This is a genomic window from Amycolatopsis sp. Hca4 (assembly GCF_013364075.1).
In the GTDB taxonomy this organism is placed as follows: Bacteria; Actinomycetota; Actinomycetes; order Mycobacteriales; family Pseudonocardiaceae; genus Amycolatopsis.
On record NZ_CP054925.1, the window covers coordinates 1558494 to 1575368 of the forward strand.

Consider the following 16875-nt stretch of genomic DNA (forward strand, 5'->3'; position numbering starts at 1 on the left):
TCACGGCACGGACGGCAGGCCCGTCAGGCGGAACCGCGCGCCCCCGCCCGGCGCCGCCTCGCACCACAGGTCGCCGCCGTGCGCCCGGGCGAAGCCGCGGGCGATGGGCAGGCCAAGACCCGAGCCGGCCTGGCTGCGGGCCGCGTCGAGGCGGACGAGCCGGTCGAAGATCCGTTCGCGTTCCCCCGCCGGGACGCCCGGGCCGGTGTCGGTCACCGTCACCCCGTCGCCGGTGACCTCCAGGGTCAGCGTGCCCCGGCCGTCCATCGCGCGGACGGCGTTGCCGGTCAGGTTGGCGAGGACCTGGGTCAGCCGGGCCCGGTCGCCGAGCACCGTCGTGTCCGGCCCGGTCACCTCGACCGTGACACCGGGCGCGGTCAGCCGGACCTGCTCGGCCTGGGCCACGGCCAGCTCCCGCAGCGGCACCGGGGCCCGTTCGAGCTCGGCGCCCGCGTCGAGCCGGGCCAGGTCCAGCAGGTCGGCGACGAGCCTGCCGGCCCGCTGCGATTCGCGCACCACCAGCAGCTGCAGGCGTTCCCGCTGCTCGTGCGGCGCGTCCGGGGGCTGCTGCAGCAACGCCTCGGCCGCCGCCTGCACACCGGCCAAGGGGGTCCGCAGCTCGTGGGCCGCGTCGGCGACGAACCGCCGCGTCCGCTCTTCGGACGCCCGCGCCGCGCCCTCGGCACCTTCGAGCGCGTCGAGCGCGGAGTCGAACGCGGCCGCCGCGCGCCCCAGCTCGGTGCCGGTCCGCTCGGGCGCGAGCCGGCCGCCGCGCTCGCCGGTCACGATCGAGCGGGCCAGCCGGGTCATCGCGTCGAGCGGGGCGAGCGCGAACCGGACGGCCAGCAGCAGCGCGACCGCGGCGACGGCCAGCGCGGCAAGGCCGGTGGCCACCAGCACCCACCGCAGGCTCCGCTCGGCGGCCGCGATCAGGGACTCGTCGGCGGTGAGCGTCAGCTTCGCGCCGTCGATCCGCGGCGGCCCGGACAGCGTCGCGCGGACCTGACGGATCCGGGCGCCCGCCGGCAGCGGCGGGGAGCCGAAGACCGAGCCGTCCGGCAGGGTCAGCGAGCCCACCACGCCGCGCGTCTCGATGCGCCGCACCAGGGTCCGCGGGGACACGTTCTGCTTGGCGAGCTGCTGCGCGAGCTGGACCCGGGTGGTGAGCACCGCGTTGACGTCCCGCTCGGCCTGCGCGCGGAACACCGCGTCCACGACGAACCCGACGGCGACCAGCACCACCGCCAGCACCACGAGCACGGTCACGGTGACCCGGCGGCGCAGCGACGCCGTCCGCAGGCTCACGGCTCGCCGCGCAGGACGTACCCCTGGCCGCGCACGGTGTGCAGCACGCGCGGGCCGTGCGCTTCGAGCTTGCGGCGCAGGGTGCTGACGTTGACTTCGACGAGGTTCGGGGCGGAGTCGCCGTAGCCCCAGACCGCCGTGAGGACCTGGGTCTTGGACACCACCCGGTCCCGGTGCTGGGCGAAGTAGACGAGCACCTTCCACTCGGTCGAGGTCAGCTCGACGTCGGTGCCGCCGTAGCGGGCGCGCCCGCCCTCGACGTCGATCACGAGGTCCCCCACCTCGACGGCCGGCCGGGTGCGCCCGGTCCGGCGCAGCACGGCGGTCACCCGCGCGACCAGTTCGGCGAGCACGAACGGCTTCACGACGTAGTCGTCGGCCCCTTCGCCGAGCCCGCGCAGCCGGTCCTCGACGCCGTCCCGCGCGGTGAGCATCACGACACCGGCGGCGGAGTTCCGCCGGATCACCCGCAGCAGCTCGAACCCGTCCCGGCCGGGCAGCAGCACGTCGAGCACCACCAGGTCCGGACGGCTGCGGGTGAGCTCCGCCTCCAGCTGGGCGCCATCGGGCCGCGACCGCACCGAGAAACCGGCGTCGGCCAGCGCCGCCTCGACCGGCACGCGGATCGCTTCGGCGTCCTCGATCACCAAGACGCGCGGCGGGGTCGGCTCGTCCACCCCGTCAGCTTAGAGGCAGCCGGTCACCCGATGCCGTTGACGGGAACCTGACGAGCGCGCGACGGACACTGACGATTTCCCTACGCCGATCCACACATCTTGACGATTTCCCTACGCCGCTCGCCGGAGCCGGCAGGCACGCTGCGGTACGTGCCGGCACCCACCTCATGGCTGAAGCGGCTGGTCGTCGGCCGCCCGTTCCGCAGCGACACCCTCGGCGAGACCCTGCTGCCGAAGTGGCTCGCGCTGCCCATCTTCGCCAGCGACCCGCTCTCCTCGGTCGCCTACGCCACCCAGGAAATCCTGCTCATCCTCTCCATCGGCGGCCTCGCCTGCTTCACCCTCGCCCCGTGGGTCGGCCTGGGCGTGGCCGTGCTGCTGACCGTGGTGGTGATCTCCTACCGGCAGGTCGTGAAGGCCTACCCCAGCGGCGGCGGCTCCTACGAAGTCGCTTCCCGCAACCTCGGGTCGCACGCCGGGCTCGTCGTGGCCGGGGCGCTGATGGTCGACTACATCATGACCGTCGCCGTCTCGGTGGCGTCCGGAGTGGACAACATCATCTCCGCCGTCCCCGAGCTGAACGACCACCGGATCCTGCTCGACATCGGCTTCATCGTGCTGCTGGCGGCGATGAACCTGCGCGGCATCCGCGAATCCGGCCGCGCCTTCGCCGCGCCGACCTACCTGTTCATCGCCACGGTCGTGCTGATGATCGCGGCCGGCTTCGCCCGCGTCGCCACCGGCCACCCGCCGGTCTCCGAAAGCGCTGGTTACACCGTCCGGCCCGAACAGGCCGGGTTGACCGGTTTCGCCCTCGTTTTCCTGTTGCTGCGGTCGTTCTCCTCCGGCTGCACCGCGCTCACCGGCGTCGAGGCCATCTCCAACGGCGTCCCCGCGTTCCGCAAACCGAAGGCGCTCAACGCCGCCCGCACGATGACCGCCATGGGCGTCACCGCCGTGGTCATGTTCGGCGGCATCACCGCGCTGGCGCTGATCACCAAGGTGCACATCGCCGAGAACACCTGCGACCTGGCCGGCTTCCGCGGCGACTGCACCACCGACCCCCAGCGCACCGTGATCAGCCAGATCGGCGCGGCCGTCTTCGGCGGCGACCACGCGGTGCTGTTCTACGTCCTGCAGGCCGCCACCGCGCTGATCCTGATCCTGGCCGCCAACACCGCGTTCAACGGTTTCCCGCTGCTGGCCTCGATCCTGGCCCAGGACCGCTACCTGCCCCGCCAGCTGCACACCCGCGGCGACCGGCTCGCCTTCTCCAACGGGATCATCGCCCTCTCACTGGTCGCCGGGATCCTGATCTTCGCCTTCGACGGCTCCACCACCCGCCTCATCCAGCTCTACATCCTCGGCGTGTTCACCTCGTTCACCCTCTGCCAGGCCGGGATGGTCCGGCACTGGAACCGCGAGCTGGCCACCGCCACCACCGGCCGCGCCGCCATCCGGCGCTCCCGGCTCAGCAACGCCGTCGGCGCGTTCCTCACCGCGATCGTGCTCGTGGTCGTGCTGGTCACCAAGTTCAGCCACGGCGCGTACCTGGTCGTCATCGCCATCCCGCTGCTCTACGGCCTGATGCGCGCCATCCACCGCCACTACACCCACGTCCGCGAAGAACTCCAGCCCGACGAGGAAAGCGAGCTGCTGCCCAGCCGCGTCCACGCGATCGTCCTGGTGTCCACATTGCACAAACCGAGCCAGCGCGCGATCGCCTTCGCCCGCGCCACCCGGTCGGACACGCTGAGCGCCATCACCGTCAACGTCGACGACGCCGACACGCGCGAACTGCGGCGCCAGTGGGAAGCACGCGGGATGAAACTCCCGCTCAAGGTGATCGAGTCCCCGTACCGCGAGATCACCCGGCCGGTCGTGCAGTACGTCAAGAACCTCCGCCGCGGCAGCCCCCGCGACGTCGTCTGCATCTACATCCCCGAATACGTAGTCGGCCGCTGGTGGGAAAACGTGCTCCACAACCAGAGTTCCCTGCGCCTCAAGGGCCGCCTGCTGTTCGAGCCCGGCGTGATGGTGACCAGCGTGCCGTGGCAGCTGCACTCCACCACCCGCCGCGACCTGCACCGGGTCCGCCCCCTCCCGGGCGACATCCGCCGCGGCGTCACCACCACCCGGCGGCCGGGCTGAGGGCGTCAGGCGGATTTCGCCTCGTGGACGACCGCGGCCGCGGCGTGCGGGTCGGGGACGGTGATCGTCACGGTGCGGCCGGTGTGCAGGGTCAGCCTCAGGGCGGTGCCGGCGCGGAGCGTGTAGTAGGTGTGCTGCGGGGTCCACCAGAAGCCGAGGGGCAGGCGCCACAGCGACGAGCGCAGGTCGGTCACCTCGGCCCGGTCGATCTCGGCCAGGCGGTACGTGCGGCGCGGCCAGCCGAACGCTCCACAGTGGACCGATACCCCGTTCGGCCCCGCCGCCGTCCTGACCCGCAGCCCGGCCAGCACCGTGACGAGCACGGCGGCCACGGCCACGGCGAGCGGGACGGCGGGGCCGTCGGGGTCGAGCCAGCCGCCGTGCGACAGCCCGCCCAGTGACAGCAGCGGTACCAGCAGGGCGGCGCTCAGCACGACCAGCAACGGCCAGTTCGTCACCCGGCCGGTGTAGACCGAGTACCGGCCCGGGCCGGGCACTGCGGATGCCGTCATCGGGCACCGTCCTCTCGACTGTCAGGTCATCTTCTCGATGAGGCGAAGCAGTTCGGCGCGTCCGAGGCCGTGCCGCCGGGCGACCGCCACGAGCGCCCGCGCGGCCTCGGTGACCGGAGCCGGCTCGGTGACGGCGGCCGCGACCCGCGCGCCGCGGCCTCGCCGGAACTCCAGGACACCCTCGTCACGCAGCTTCCGGTAGGCGGCCAGCACGGTGTTGCGGTCGACGGACAAGGCCGCCCCCAGCTCAGCCGCCGGCGGCAGCTGAACCCCGACGGCGAGCTCGCCCGAAGCGATGCCCCGCCGCACGCAAGCCACGATCTGCAGCGGCAGCGCTTCCCCCGAAGAATGATCCACTTCCCATCTCATGGTGCTAGTATTATTAGCACCATCCGAGCACTCGGTCAACGCGCCGGCCCGTTCGTCGCGACCAGCGCCGGCGAATAGGTCGTCATACGCCGGCAATGGTTGCCCGCCGGCTGCCGGACTCCGTAGGTTCGACACGAACGAGGAGGTCCGGAATGACCCACCTGGTGCGATTCGCCGGCGGAACCGGCGACATCCGCGTCGGCCTGCTCACCGGCGACGAACTGCGGCCGCTCGCGGTCACGTCGATGAGCGACCTGCTCCGCCGCCCCGTGGCGGAGATCCGTGAACTCGCCGAAGCCGCCGGGGAACCCGTCGCCGGCGCCCGCCTGCTGCCGCCGCTCGACGGGCGGATGGAGGTGTGGGCCGCCGGGGTGACCTACCTGCGGTCCGAGGAAGCCCGTCGCGAGGAGAGCGTCGACGAGGATGTCTACGCGCGGGTGTACCGGGCGGAACGGCCGGAGCTGTTCTTCAAGTCGGCCGCCTGGCGGGTGGTCACCGACGGCGAGCCGATCGCGGTCCGCGCCGACTCGGCCAACAACGTGCCGGAGCCGGAACTCGGCCTGCTGCTGACCGCCGGCGGGGAGATCGCCGGGTACCTGGTGGTCGACGACGTCAGTTCCCGCAGCATCGAAGGCGAAAACCCGCTGTACCTGCCGCAGGCCAAGATCTACACCGGCTCGTGCGCGGTGTCGGCCCGGGTGCGCCCGGCGTGGGAGGTGCCGGACGTGCTCGCCCTCGCCCTGCGCATGCGCATCCGGCGCGACGGCGCCGAGGTGTTCGCCGGCGAAGCGAACACCGCCCAGCTGAACCGCAAACCCGCCGAACTGGTCGAATACCTGTGGCGGGACAACGACTTCCCGGACGGCGCCGTGCTCTCGACCGGCACCTCCGTCGTGCCGGGGCTCGACCAGGGGCTGCAACCGGGAGACGTGGTCGAGATCGAGATCAACGAGGTCGGCTCGCTGCACTCCCCCGTCGTGCTGGGCGCGGAGGAGGTGCGCCGGGCGCTCGCCGAGCGCTGAACGGCCGCCGTCAGGCCCGCTCGTTCACCCACACCGCGACCTGCGTCCGGTTCGCCAGGTCCAGTTTGTTGAGGATGTGCTGGAGGTGGGTCTCCGCGGTCCGCTGGGCGATGACCAGCCGGACGGCGATCTCGCGGTTGCTCAGCCCGGTCGCGACCAGCCGGGCGATCTCCGACTCGCGGGGCGTCAGCGGCGGCAGCACCGCGCTCCCGGTGGGCTCACCGCATTTCGCGGCCGACGCCGGGGCGAGGATGTCGTGCGGGTTCTGCCCGCGCCCTTCGGCGAACGCCTCCTCGAACCGGGCCTCGCCGAGCGCGCCACGGGTCGCCGCGAGCAGCTGCCGGTGGGCCAGCGACACGGCGATGTCCGGCTCGGCTCCGCAGCGATCCCACACCGTCGCCGCCGTGCCGAACAGCCGCGCCGCGCGTGGCCAGTCTTCGCGCCGGGCCGACGCCCAGGCCAGCCCGTCCACCCGGTAGGCCACCGACAGCACGTCGAGCCCGCGCAGGTCGATCTCCAGCGCGTCACGCATCGCGTGTTCACCGACGTCGAGGTCCCCGCCGAAGAAGATCTCGACCGTGCCCAGCCCGAACAGGGCCATCGACCGGTAGGCCTCGTCCCCCGCCTCCGCGCACAGGCGCAGCATCTCCTCCAGCAGCCGCCGGGCGCCGGGCAGGTCGCCGCGGAAGGCCGTGGCCACCGCCTGGATGAACATCGGGTGCAGCTGCTTGCGCGGCGCGCCCTGCTCCCCGAAGATCCGCACGGCCTCGGCGGCGTTCTCCAGCGCGTACGGCTCGACCGCGATCATCGCCACGAACGCCTCGGCGTGGCGGAGGTAGGGCACCGCGTCCTCGTCGACGGCGGCTTCGGCGAGCTTCAGCCGCTGCCGGGCCCCGTCCAGATCCGCGTGCAAGGCGGCGCACAGGGCGGCCCGGGCCTGCGCCGTCGCGCGGCCAGGAGCGTCCTCGGCGGCGACGGCGAGCGCGCGGTCCAGCCACTCCCGGAGCTCCCCCGCCGCGCCCCGGGCCGTCCAGTATTCGAGGACCGCGACCGCCATCCGGAGCGCGACCGCCGCCTCGTCCGGGGTGCGCAGCGACCACGACAGCGCCGCCCGGACGTCCGCGTGCCGTTCGGACAGGCGGGTGAACCAGTCCTCGCGCCGGGGGCCGAACCACTCGGCGTCGGCTTGCGCCAGCAGCCGCGCGTGGTGGTCGCGGTGCCGCCGGGCCACCTCCTCGGCGGTCCCGGTGGCGGCCAGCCGTTCCTGGCCGAACTCACGCAACGCCTCCAGCATCCGGTACCGGACGCCGGTCGCGCCGTCGACGCGCAGCAGTACCGATTTGTCGACCAGGCCGTCGACCGCGTCCAGCACCGCGAAGCCGTCGAGCCCCGCGACCGCGCAGACGTCCTCGGCGGCGGACAGGTCGAACGCGCCCGCGAACACCGCGCAGCACTCCCAGGCCGCGCGTTCGCCTTCGGTGCACAGGGAATGGCTCCACTCGATGGTGGCGCGCAGGCTGCGGTGCCGCTCGGGCCGGGACCGCGCCCCGGTGGTCAGCAGCGCCAGGCTGTCGCCCATGCGCTCGGCGATCTGGCCGGGCGAGAGCGCGCGGATGCGGGCGGCGGCCAGCTCGACGGCCAGCGGCAGGCCGTCGAGCTGGCGGCACACCCCCACGACGGACGCCACGTCGTCCTCGAGCCGGAACGAGGGCAGCACTTCGGCGGCGCGGTCGGCGAACAGCCGCACGGCGTCGTAGGCGATCGCGTCCTCGGCGGTCCGGGCGTCCTCCGGCGGCACGGCCAGTGGCGCGATCGGCGTGATCCGCTCGCCCGCGACCCCGAGCGAACACCGGCTGGTCGCCAGGACCACCAGGTCCGGGCAGTGCCGCAGCAGCGCGTCGACCAGCTCGGCGCAGTCGGCGACGAGGTGCTCGCAGTTGTCGAGCAGCAGGAGCGCCCGCCGGTCGCGCAGGTGGGCCAGCACGGTCTCCCGCGCGGTCCGGGCGGTGGTGTCGTGCAGGCCGAGGCAGTCGGCGAGGGCGCGGGTGACCAGGGTGCCGTCGCGCAGTCCGGCCAGGCCGGCGACGACCACGCCGCCCGGGAACGCCCGGGTCACCGAGCCGGCGACCCGGCCGGCGAGCCGGGTCTTGCCCACGCCGCCGGGCCCGGTCAGCGTGACCAGGCGCGCCTCGCCCAGCAGCCGCCGCACGCGGGCTTCGTCCTCGGCGCGGCCCACGTAACTCGTCAGGTCCCGTCGCGTGGCCACGCCGCCGTCATCGCTCACCGGCCGTTCCTCCGGCCCCCATCTTGATCGGTCGCCGCCCCGGTGTCCATGTGGCCCAACGTCCGCTGCGCCGATCGGCCGACGCGGGTACGTAGCCGCGAATACGTCTTTTCCTCGATGCGACCGGCGGCGCCCGGCGGCCAGACTCGGCGCGCCAGCGATGCCCGCCCGCTCCGGAGGTCGACGATGACCGTCTCCCAGCCCCTGCACACCGGCGCCGGGGTGGTGCTGGCCCGCGCGATCGTGGCCGGCATCCGGCACGCCGTCCCCGAGCACGCCGCGCTGTTCGACGCGGGCGCGACCGAGTTCGTGGCCGCGCTGCTCGGCGGCTCGCGGGCCGGGACCGGCGCGGACGCCTTCCGCCGCGCGGGCGCCGCGGCGGGCGCCGACCTCGACCGGCTTTCCCGCGCCTACCAGGCGGGCGGCCGGTGCGCCCTCCCGCTGCTGGCCGAGCTGGACCGCCGGACGCCCCGGGGTGTGGTCGCCGCCGGGGTGGACGCGGTGTTCCGGTGCGTCGACGTCCTGATCCGCCTGTCCACCGAGGCCTTCCGGGCCGTCTCCCCGCCTTCGGCCACCGACCTGCGCCGTGAGCTGTTGCGCGCGCTGCTGGCCGGCCGTCCGTGGACCGAACTGGCCGAGCGGGTGGACTGGACCCCGCCGGAGCGCGTGGTGGCCGCCGTCGGGGCCGTCCCCCGGCCCGGCGCCGGGTTGCTCGCCGACCCCACCGCCGAACCGCCGTACGCGCTGCTGCCGTCGGACGCCGACCCGGCCCGGTTCCTGGGCGACGGCCCGGCCGCGACCGGACCGGCCGTCGCCCCGGCCGAGGCGGCCACCTCGCTGCGCTGGGCCCGGCGGACGTGGGAGCTGCGCGGCCGCGGCATCCTCCCCCGCGACCGCCTCCTCCGCTGGCCCGACCACCTGACCACGCACTGGCTGGCCGCCGACGAGCTGCTGACCGGCGCCCTCGCCGCGCACAGCCTCGAACCGTTGTCGGACCTGCCCGGGAACCGGCGCGGCAAGCTCGCCGAAACCCTCGCCGCGGTGCTCGACGCCCGCGGCGGCGCCCCCGAAGTCGCGGCCCGGCTGGGCATCCACCCGCAGACCGCGCGCAACCGCCTTCGCCGGCTGCGCGCGCTGTTCGGGACACGCCTGGACGACCCCGGGGAACGGCTCACCCTGCGCATCGCGCTGCGCGCCGAGCGGGTGCTGGCCGGACCGGCCGCCTGAGCGCGCGCCGAGCGGGTCCCCGAACCAGCCACCCCGACGCACCCCGCACCCGAACAGGACCCGGCCGAATCAGCCCGTACCGAACAAGAGCCGGCCGGACCGGCCACCTCAGCGGCGGCGGTCCGGCCGGCCCGCTCGTCACCAGCCGACGGCGACCACCAGCCACTGCGGGTCCCCGTGCGAGACGAACGAGGACTGACCCGCCACGTCGTCGTACGGGAAGCCGTACGCGAGGCGGTTGATGCCGTGGTCGTGCCAGAACTTCGCGTAGTAGTTGGCCGGCGCGGCCTGGTAGTACCGCGACACGTCCTGCCACTGCGACTGCGGCAGGTGGGCCGTGTGCCGGTTCAGCGCCGCGCACATGTCCGGGTTGCCCGCGAGCGATCCGGCGCAGCCGGTGATGTTCGACGTGGGCTCGTTGACCCCCACCGACTGGGCGTAGGAGGTGAAGTAGTTCGCGTACTTGCCGCCGCTGCGGAAGTCCGGGGCGCTGCCCGGGGCCGGGATCCGGTACGGCGCGTTCACCGTCGCCAGGCCCTTGAACTCGGTCGGCACCTCGCTCTGGAACCGGGCGAAGGTGGCCGAGCGGTCCTCCTGGAACAGCTCGTAGGCGTCGCCGACCTGCACGTCGTAGCCGTCGTGGGCGTGCAGCCGCATGGCCAGCTTCAGCGCGAAGGCGTCCACCCGGGTGGTGTTTCCGTTGAACACGTCCGGGCCGACGGTGAACTCGATGAAGTCGGCGTACTGGCCGTTCGGGGTGCCCAGGTAGAAGTACATCCGCCCGGCCGAGTTGGCGGGCATGTCGAGGTAGGGCTGCTCGGCGATCGAGTGGGTCTGGCCGCCGAAGGACCAGTACACCTGGCTGTCCGGGTACTTGCCGTTGGTGCGGTTGAGCACCTTGACCGTGAGCACGTTGCGCGCGGCCGGGATGCCGGCGGTGTCGCCCCAGAACGAGTCGGGCGGTGTCCCCGCGCCGGGCGGCGTCGTCCCGCCGCCGGTGCCGTGGACCTCGAACTCCCACAGCGAGACACCGTAGGGCGTGGCCCGCGCGGTCGCGTACAGCCGCACGTACCGCCCGGAACCGGTCACCCCCAGCGTCTGCGTGCCGCCGGTGCCGGTCGTCGTCTGGTACACAGTGGACCAGCTGGAACCGTTGTCGGACAGCTGGATCTGGTAGGCCGTGGCGTAGGCGGCCTCCCAGCGCAGCACGACCTGGCTGACCGTCGCGGCGCCGCCGAGGTCGATCTGGATCCACTGTGGATCGCTGAACTGCGAGGACCACCGGGTACCGGTGTTGCCGTCCACCGCGGCGGCCGCGGGCGTGCCGGCGTTCTCCACCGAAGACGCGGTGGCGGTTTTCCCTTGGGAGATCACCGGGTCGGCGGCGTGCGCCGCCGGGACGGCGACCCCGAGCGCGGCGACCGCGAGAGCTGCCGCCAGTATCACCGAGCGGGCACCGGATCCGCGGCGACGGTGCCGCGGGGCGTACGTGAGCATGGATTCCTCCCAGGCCGGGAAACGGACGGACCGGCCGCCCGTGCGGGCGCGGCGTGGTCCGGCTCGTCCCTGAGCGCCGGGCGGATGCCCTCGCGGGCCGGCGGGAACGATCGGTAGAAAGGTTCATACCACGGCACCCGCCCTGTCAACCCTTGACAGATCGGGACCGGCCGTGCAGCTGCGTTCGCTACCCCGGCCGCACGTCCGCGGCGGTGCTGCTCAACCGGACGACTTCGCGGTGCAGATCGGGGACCTGCGCTTCGTTCTCCGGCTTCATCAGGACGCTCCGCAGGATCCGGCCGCGGGGGACGTCGTCGCGCACGGTGTGGCCACGGCGGGCGAGGTCGGCCCCGGTGACGGTGTAGGTCGCGACGAACACCGCCTCCTCCGGCGGGCGGCGCATCCCGGCGTCGAGTACGTGGGCGCTGACGCGGTCGATCTCGGAAAGGCTTTCGCGCACCGGGAAACAGCTGACGATGTCGAGCTGCGGCGGCTGGAACAGCGCCAGCTCGGCGCTGCCGCCGATCAGGCCGGCCCAGGCGAGCGCGGCCCGGCGCCCGGGCCGGAGCACCGCACCGAGCCCATCCGGGGTCAGGGGCAGGACCTGCGACGTCAGCCACAGCGCGGCGGCCGCGGCGCCGGCCCGCGAACATTCCAGGGAGATCTCGCCGAGGTGCAGTTCATCGGAGGTGAAGTAGGTGTAGGGCGAGTCGTGCAGGTAGTGGCGGGCGACCGACGGGTCGCGGAAGAGCACCGCACCGCAGCCGTAGGGCTGCAGCCCGTGCTTGTGCGGGTCGATCACCACCGAGTCGGCGTCGGCGATCGCGCGGAACGGTGCCGAAGCCACGCCGTCGGCGGTGTCGTCGGCGATGAGCCGGAAGAAGCCGCCGTAGGCGGCGTCCACGTGCACCCGGGCCCCGTACCGGCGGGCGAGGGCGACGATCTCGCCGACCGGGTCGACGGCACCGAGGCCGGTCGTGCCGGTGGCCGCGACCACGGTGCCGACGCGACCGGTGCGGAGCAGGTCTTCGAGCGCGGTCAGGTCGAGGGTCCCGGCGGGGGTGGTGGCGACCGGAACGGCCTCGACGCCGAGCAGGTGGCTCATCCGCCCGTGGGTGTAGTGCGCGTCGGCGCTGTGCGCGATCGCCTTGCCCGGGTGCGTCTCGCGGGCGACGAACAGCGCTTCCAGGTTCGCGATCGTCCCGCTGCTGGTCAGGTGCCCCAGGTGCTGCGGGAGGCCGAACATCGCCGCGAGGTCCGCGACGACCTCCTTTTCCATGGCCGCGGTGGCGGGACCGCCGTCGAGGGCGTGGTTGTTCGGGTTGATCAGCATCGCGCTCAGGTACCCGGCGACGGCCGCCGGGTGCGGCGGCTTGAGCATCTGCCCGGCGTAGCGGGGGTGGAAGAACGGGTAGTTGTCCCGCAGGCGCCGGTGCAGGTCCGCGGTCGCCTCCCGGAACCGCGCGAGCGGCACGTCCTGCGAGGGGTGCGGGTGGTAGCCGCCGTACTCCGCCATCCAGGCCCCGACCTCGCGGACGGCGTCGCCGAGCACGGCGGCCAGCTCCGCGAACCCGGCCGGCCCCGCGTGCAGGACACCTTCGTTCCGGTCCATCGGCCTTCCCCTCGGCTATCGATCCATAATTATGTGCCGATAACCATAGGGTAGTGTCGCAGGCGTGTCACGCCCCCAGCCCGCGGATCCGTACGCCGACCTGGCCGACCTCGTGCTCAACGTCGCCCGCCTGATCCGCCTGCGCACCCCGGCCGAGCCGGCCGTCGTCCGGCTCACCGCCACCGAGCGCCAGGTCATGCGGATGGTGGACCTGGACCCGGGCTGCACGCCGAGCCGCATCGCCGAGCGCACCGGGCTGCAGCGCACGAACGTCAGCACCGCACTCCGCGGCCTCGAAGCCAAGGGCATGCTGACCCGCGCGGGCCACGGCCGGCGGGTGGAGGTGCACCCGACCGAGCTGGCCCAGCGCAACCTCGAAGTCCTCCGCGGCGCGTGGTCGGAACTGCTGGCGGACCTGCTGGGCGACGTCGACCCGGAGACGATCCGGCGGTGCAACCGGACGCTCGCCGACCTCGAGGAACGCTTCGCGGCCGGCTAGGGCGACTTTCGCTCAGCCGGCCTCGAAGGTGTCGGCCACCCAGTCGGCGATGAACGTGCTGACGTGGGGCAGGTGGTCGAGTCCGATGTGCTCGGTCGCCCCTTCCTCCGCGGTGAAGACGCGCAACTCGCGCCGAGGCGAGTTGACCGCCTGGTCGTAGGAGCGGTGGGCGTACTCCAACGGGATCTGCCGGTCGTTCTCGCCGTGCGCGACGAGGAACGGCACCGTGATCTTCTCGACCACGCCGTCCAGGTGCACGTCGTCGGCGAAGGTGATGAACTCGTCCAGGTCGTCGTGGCCCCACACCCACAGCACGTGTTCCCAGTAGTGCGGGACGGGCCGCTCCCCCTCGCGCTCCAAACGACGTCGTTGCACCGCGCCCCAGTTGTGGTTGGCGCCCCAGGCGACGCAGAGCGCGAACCGCTTCTCGAACGCCGCCGCACGGGGTGCGTAGTAGCCGCCGAGGGACCAGCCGACGATCCCGATCCGGCTGGTGTCCACTTCGGACCGTGTCTCGAGCCAGTCCACGGCCGCGCCCGCCCAGGCTTCGGCGTCGACGCGGGCGGTGAGTCCCTGCAGGCGCAGGGCTTCGCCGGTGCCGGGCTGGTCGAGCATCAGGCACGAGATCCCGCGCTCGGCGAGCTCTCGCCAGTGGCCCGAGGTGTACATGTGCTCCTTGGTCGAGTCCAGGCCGTTGACCAGGACGATCACCGGCGCCGGTCCGGCTTCGGTGGCGGGGGCGAGGGAGAAGTACGCCGGCAGGGTCGTGCCCTCGTACGGGATCGCCACCCGGGAGATCCGCCGGTCGCGCAGGTCGAAGGCCTTCTGCGCGAGGGCGAGCACCCGCCGGTAGGACGGCAGCCGGTCCGGGTCGGAGTGGGCGAGCATGCGCTCGGCCTGGCACAGGTAGTTCGTGGCCCGGAAGTACAGTTCGCCCGCCGTGCGGGCGTGCCCGGCTTTCTCGGCCTGGGCCACGAGCTGGTCGGTGAGCGCGGTCCAGGCCCGCAGGAAGTCCGGTGTCCCGGCGTCCGAGCCTTGGGCGGCGGCGTCGCGGATGGGCCGGCAGGCGCGGTCGACCTCGTCGATCAGGCCGCCGCTGTTGAGCGCGGCGACCACGCCGAGGTTCCAGACGTAGTTGCCGGGGAAGTATTCGAACACGGGGTTCCTCTCAAGTTCGGGCGGCTTCGCTGATCGACTTGACGCCGCCGTGCGCGGTCAGGCCGCCGTCGACGGGGATCTCGGCGCCGGAGACGTAGGAGGCCGCGTCGCCGATCAGGAACGCGACGACGGCGGCGACCTCGCCGGCGGTGCCGGTGCGGCCGAGCGGGGTCTCGGCGACGTTCGCGGCCCGGAACCCGGGCGGCGCCGAGGCGGTCATCGGGGTTTCGACGTACCCGGGGTGCACGGCGTTGACGCGGATGCCCCGGCCGCCCAGCTCCAGGCAGGCGGCCTTGACGAAGCCGCGCAGCGCCCACTTGCTCGCGGTGTAGGCGAGCGGGTAGTGGCCGGTCAGCGCCGCGGCCGAGCCGGTCACGACGATCGACCCGCCGGACGGCATCAGCGGCAGCACCGCCTGCACGGCCCGCAGCACACCGCCGACGTTGACGTCCTGCACGCGCGCCAGGTCGGCCGCGGCCAGGTCGCCGAGCCGGGCCCGCCAGGTGACACCGGCCGCCGCGACGAGGCCGTCGACCCGCTCGAGCCCCGCGGTGAGCCCGGCCCAGCCGGCGTCGTCGGTGACGTCGAGCCGGTGGTGCTCGACGCCGGGCAGTCCGGGGTCTTCGGCGCGGTCGACCCCGATCACGCGTGCGCCCTGCGCGGCGAGCAGCCGCGCGGCCGCCGCGCCGATGCCCTGGGCCGCACCGGTGACGACCACGACCTTCCCGGTCACCGCGACCGCCGCCGGGGCCGGGGCCGCGCCGGGCGGACCGGCGGCAGCTCGACCCCGGCGACGACGGTGTTGCGGATCGTCCCGAGGCCTTCGACCGACATCTCCACGACGTCACCGGGCCGCAGCGGCTCCTGCGTGCCGCCGCGGCCCCACAGCTCGGCCAGGCAACCGCCGTTGCCGCAGGTCCCGGACCCCAGGACGTCCCCCGCGCGCAGCCGCGTCCCCCGGCCGGCGTAGGCGGCCAGTTCCTCGAACGGCCAGCCCATGTTGGACAGCAGGTCCTGCCCCACTCCGACGTCGTTGACCGCGACTCGCATGTCGAGCGCCAGGAAGCCGTCCGCGTCGCGGTACGGCTCGAGTTCGTCGGCCGTGACGAGCCACGGCCCGAGCGTCGTGGCGGAGTCCTTGCCCTTGGCGGGCCCGAGGTTCACCTTCATCTCGCGGCGCTGCAGGTCGCGAGCGGACCAGTCGTTGAGGATCGTGTAGCCGAAGATCCCGTCGGGGCCCATAACGGCGGCGACCTCGAGCTCGAAGTCGAACAGCCGCGAACCCGGCGGGATCGGCACGTCGTCGTGCGCGCCGACCAGCGCGCAGGGATTGGTGAAGTAGAACGTCGGCGCCTCGTACCACTCCGGCGGCACGGATCCCGGGGCGACCATGCCTTCGACGTGTTCCTCGAACGCCACGAAGTCCCGGACGCTCGGAGGGTCGAGCGGCGGCAGCAGCCGCACCTCGGCCAGCGGGACCGAGGGTCCGCCGGGGACGGCGGGTGCGCCGCGGACCACGTCCAGCACGGTCACCCCGGCCGGGAACGCGCGGACGCCGTCGCCGGTGACGACGCCCGCGTGCACGGTTCCGCCGTGCTCGTAGGTGGCGAAGCGCATCAGACCGGCGGGGCCACGAACAGGCCCTTGTCCGGGTCGTTGAAGGACTTGCGCGCGACGAACTCGTTCATCGCGTTCGCCGTCCCCCACTGGTCGGACACCTCGGGGTCGCTGAAGTCGTAGAGGTGCGGGTGCCAGGTGTCCTCGTCGACGAGCTCCAGCTCGGTCGTGTACTCCACCGTGTTGCCGTGCGGGTCGAGGAAGTAGCTGAAGGTGTTGTTGCCCGCGAGGTGCCGTCCGGGACCCCAGACCTTTTCGACACCCGCGCGCAGCAGCCGTCCGGTGCCGCGCATGTACTCGTCCAGCCCGCGCATCTCGAACGACACGTGGTGCAGCGACGGGTGCGGGCACCGGGCGATGGCCATGCTGTGGTGCCAGGAGTTCACCCGCAGGAACCACATCATCTCGCCCATCCGCGGGTGCATCAGGATGTCCGACAGCCGGAAGCCCAGGTGCTTCTCGTAGAACGCCCGGGTCGCCTCGGGGTTCGCCGAGTTGATCACCACGTGCGACAGGCGGACCGGGACGGCCTCGCCCGCCTCGATCCGGCGGTGGGCGCGGACGGCGACCTCGGCGCTGATCTCGATGGTCCGGCCCTCGTTGTCGAAGAACCGGAACCCGTAACCACCGCCCGGGGTGTGCAGGGTCCGCGGCTCGTGGACGAGGGTCACGCCCCCGGTGGCCAGGCGGGCCGCGAGTGTGTCCACATCGGACACGGTGGCGACGCCGAAGGCGATCAGGTCGATGCGCTTGTCAGCGGCTTCGCGCAGCCGAACCACGTAGTGCTCGGGTGAGCCTTCCGCGGCCAGGAACGCGACGCCGGTGTCGGTGTGCTCGGTCTTGAGGCCCCAGGCACCGGTGTAGAAGTCCCGCTGGCGGACCAGGTCCGGCACGGCGAGGTCGACGTGCCGCAGGTGGGTGATCATCTCGTTCTCCTCCGGGGGG

15 protein-coding genes are annotated in these 16875 nt (G+C 73.3%); 4 read left to right on the forward strand and 11 right to left on the reverse strand.

The genetic code is table 11. The features are described 5' to 3' along the window. Window positions 1–1305 (reverse strand): sensor histidine kinase KdpD, encoded by a 1305-nt coding sequence (locus HUT10_RS06730; RefSeq protein WP_176170370.1) that lies wholly within the window; start codon window positions 1303–1305, stop codon window positions 1–3. After that, window positions 1302–1982 carry a response regulator transcription factor gene (locus HUT10_RS06735; protein ID WP_176170371.1) on the reverse strand — a complete coding sequence of 227 codons (681 nt, stop codon included), beginning with the start codon at window positions 1980–1982 and terminating at the stop codon, window positions 1302–1304. The genes HUT10_RS06730 and HUT10_RS06735 overlap by 4 nt, the downstream gene beginning before the upstream one ends. A 150-nt stretch (window positions 1983–2132) precedes the next feature. On the opposite strand from HUT10_RS06735, the gene HUT10_RS06740 reads away from it, so the two are divergent. After that, window positions 2133–4133 carry an APC family permease gene (locus HUT10_RS06740; protein WP_176170372.1) on the forward strand — a complete coding sequence of 667 codons (2001 nt, stop codon included), beginning with the start codon at window positions 2133–2135 and terminating at the stop codon, window positions 4131–4133. A 5-nt stretch (window positions 4134–4138) separates the two neighbouring features. On the opposite strand, the gene HUT10_RS06745 is transcribed toward HUT10_RS06740, so the two are convergent. Together HUT10_RS06745 and HUT10_RS06750 are read right to left on the reverse strand one after the other, a co-directional pair. After that, a complete protein-coding gene (locus HUT10_RS06745; RefSeq protein ID WP_176170373.1) occupies window positions 4139–4645 on the reverse strand; it encodes a hypothetical protein in 507 nt (168 codons plus the stop codon). Between the two features lie 21 nt (window positions 4646–4666). Next, entirely contained in the window at window positions 4667–5014 is a 348-nt protein-coding gene (locus HUT10_RS06750) for a GntR family transcriptional regulator (RefSeq protein WP_176170374.1), read from the reverse strand. 152 nt (window positions 5015–5166) lie between these two features. On the opposite strand from HUT10_RS06750, the gene HUT10_RS06755 reads away from it, so the two are divergent. Next, window positions 5167–6036, forward strand: a complete 870-nt coding sequence (locus HUT10_RS06755; RefSeq protein ID WP_176170375.1) for a fumarylacetoacetate hydrolase family protein — start codon at window positions 5167–5169, stop codon at window positions 6034–6036. 10 nt (window positions 6037–6046) lie between these two features. On the opposite strand, the gene HUT10_RS06760 is transcribed toward HUT10_RS06755, so the two are convergent. Continuing rightward, entirely contained in the window at window positions 6047–8320 is a 2274-nt protein-coding gene (locus HUT10_RS06760) for a LuxR C-terminal-related transcriptional regulator (RefSeq protein WP_176170376.1), read from the reverse strand. Window positions 8321–8506: 186 nt separating this feature from the next. Between HUT10_RS06760 and HUT10_RS06765 the strand changes: the two genes are divergently transcribed. Further along, a complete protein-coding gene (locus tag HUT10_RS06765) occupies window positions 8507–9547 on the forward strand; it encodes a helix-turn-helix domain-containing protein (RefSeq protein ID WP_176170377.1) in 1041 nt (346 codons plus the stop codon). A 138-nt stretch (window positions 9548–9685) separates the two neighbouring features. Here the strand turns inward: HUT10_RS06765 and HUT10_RS06770 are convergent, their stop codons facing one another. Both HUT10_RS06770 and HUT10_RS06775 read right to left on the reverse strand, forming a co-directional pair. Beyond that, a complete protein-coding gene (locus tag HUT10_RS06770; RefSeq protein ID WP_176170378.1) occupies window positions 9686–11044 on the reverse strand; it encodes a beta-1,3-glucanase family protein in 1359 nt (452 codons plus the stop codon). A gap of 187 nt (window positions 11045–11231) precedes the next feature. Beyond that, window positions 11232–12656: an aminotransferase class V-fold PLP-dependent enzyme gene (locus HUT10_RS06775; RefSeq protein ID WP_254896721.1), complete on the reverse strand. Its 1425-nt coding sequence runs from the start codon at window positions 12654–12656 to the stop codon at window positions 11232–11234. A gap of 64 nt (window positions 12657–12720) precedes the next feature. Between HUT10_RS06775 and HUT10_RS06780 the strand changes: the two genes are divergently transcribed. Continuing rightward, complete coding sequence (locus HUT10_RS06780; protein ID WP_176170379.1) at window positions 12721–13155, forward strand: MarR family winged helix-turn-helix transcriptional regulator; 435 nt, start codon at window positions 12721–12723, stop codon at window positions 13153–13155. 12 nt (window positions 13156–13167) lie between these two features. Here HUT10_RS06780 and HUT10_RS06785 read toward each other — a convergent pair whose 3' ends face one another. The 4 genes from HUT10_RS06785 to HUT10_RS06800 are packed head-to-tail and all read right to left on the reverse strand — an operon-like array spanning window position 13168 to window position 16856. Next, window positions 13168–14313 carry a S9 family peptidase gene (locus HUT10_RS06785; RefSeq protein WP_176170380.1) on the reverse strand — a complete coding sequence of 382 codons (1146 nt, stop codon included), beginning with the start codon at window positions 14311–14313 and terminating at the stop codon, window positions 13168–13170. Window positions 14314–14323: 10 nt separating this feature from the next. Next, on the reverse strand, window positions 14324–15046 hold the full coding sequence (locus HUT10_RS06790) for an SDR family oxidoreductase (protein WP_254896722.1): 723 nt from the start codon (window positions 15044–15046) through the stop codon (window positions 14324–14326). Then, window positions 15043–15930 (reverse strand): fumarylacetoacetate hydrolase family protein, encoded by an 888-nt coding sequence (locus HUT10_RS06795; protein ID WP_176170381.1) that lies wholly within the window; start codon window positions 15928–15930, stop codon window positions 15043–15045. The genes HUT10_RS06790 and HUT10_RS06795 overlap by 4 nt, the downstream gene beginning before the upstream one ends. After that, window positions 15930–16856, reverse strand: a complete 927-nt coding sequence (locus HUT10_RS06800) for a VOC family protein (protein WP_176170382.1) — start codon at window positions 16854–16856, stop codon at window positions 15930–15932. The genes HUT10_RS06795 and HUT10_RS06800 overlap by 1 nt, the downstream gene beginning before the upstream one ends. Window positions 16857–16875: the final 19 nt, after the last annotated feature.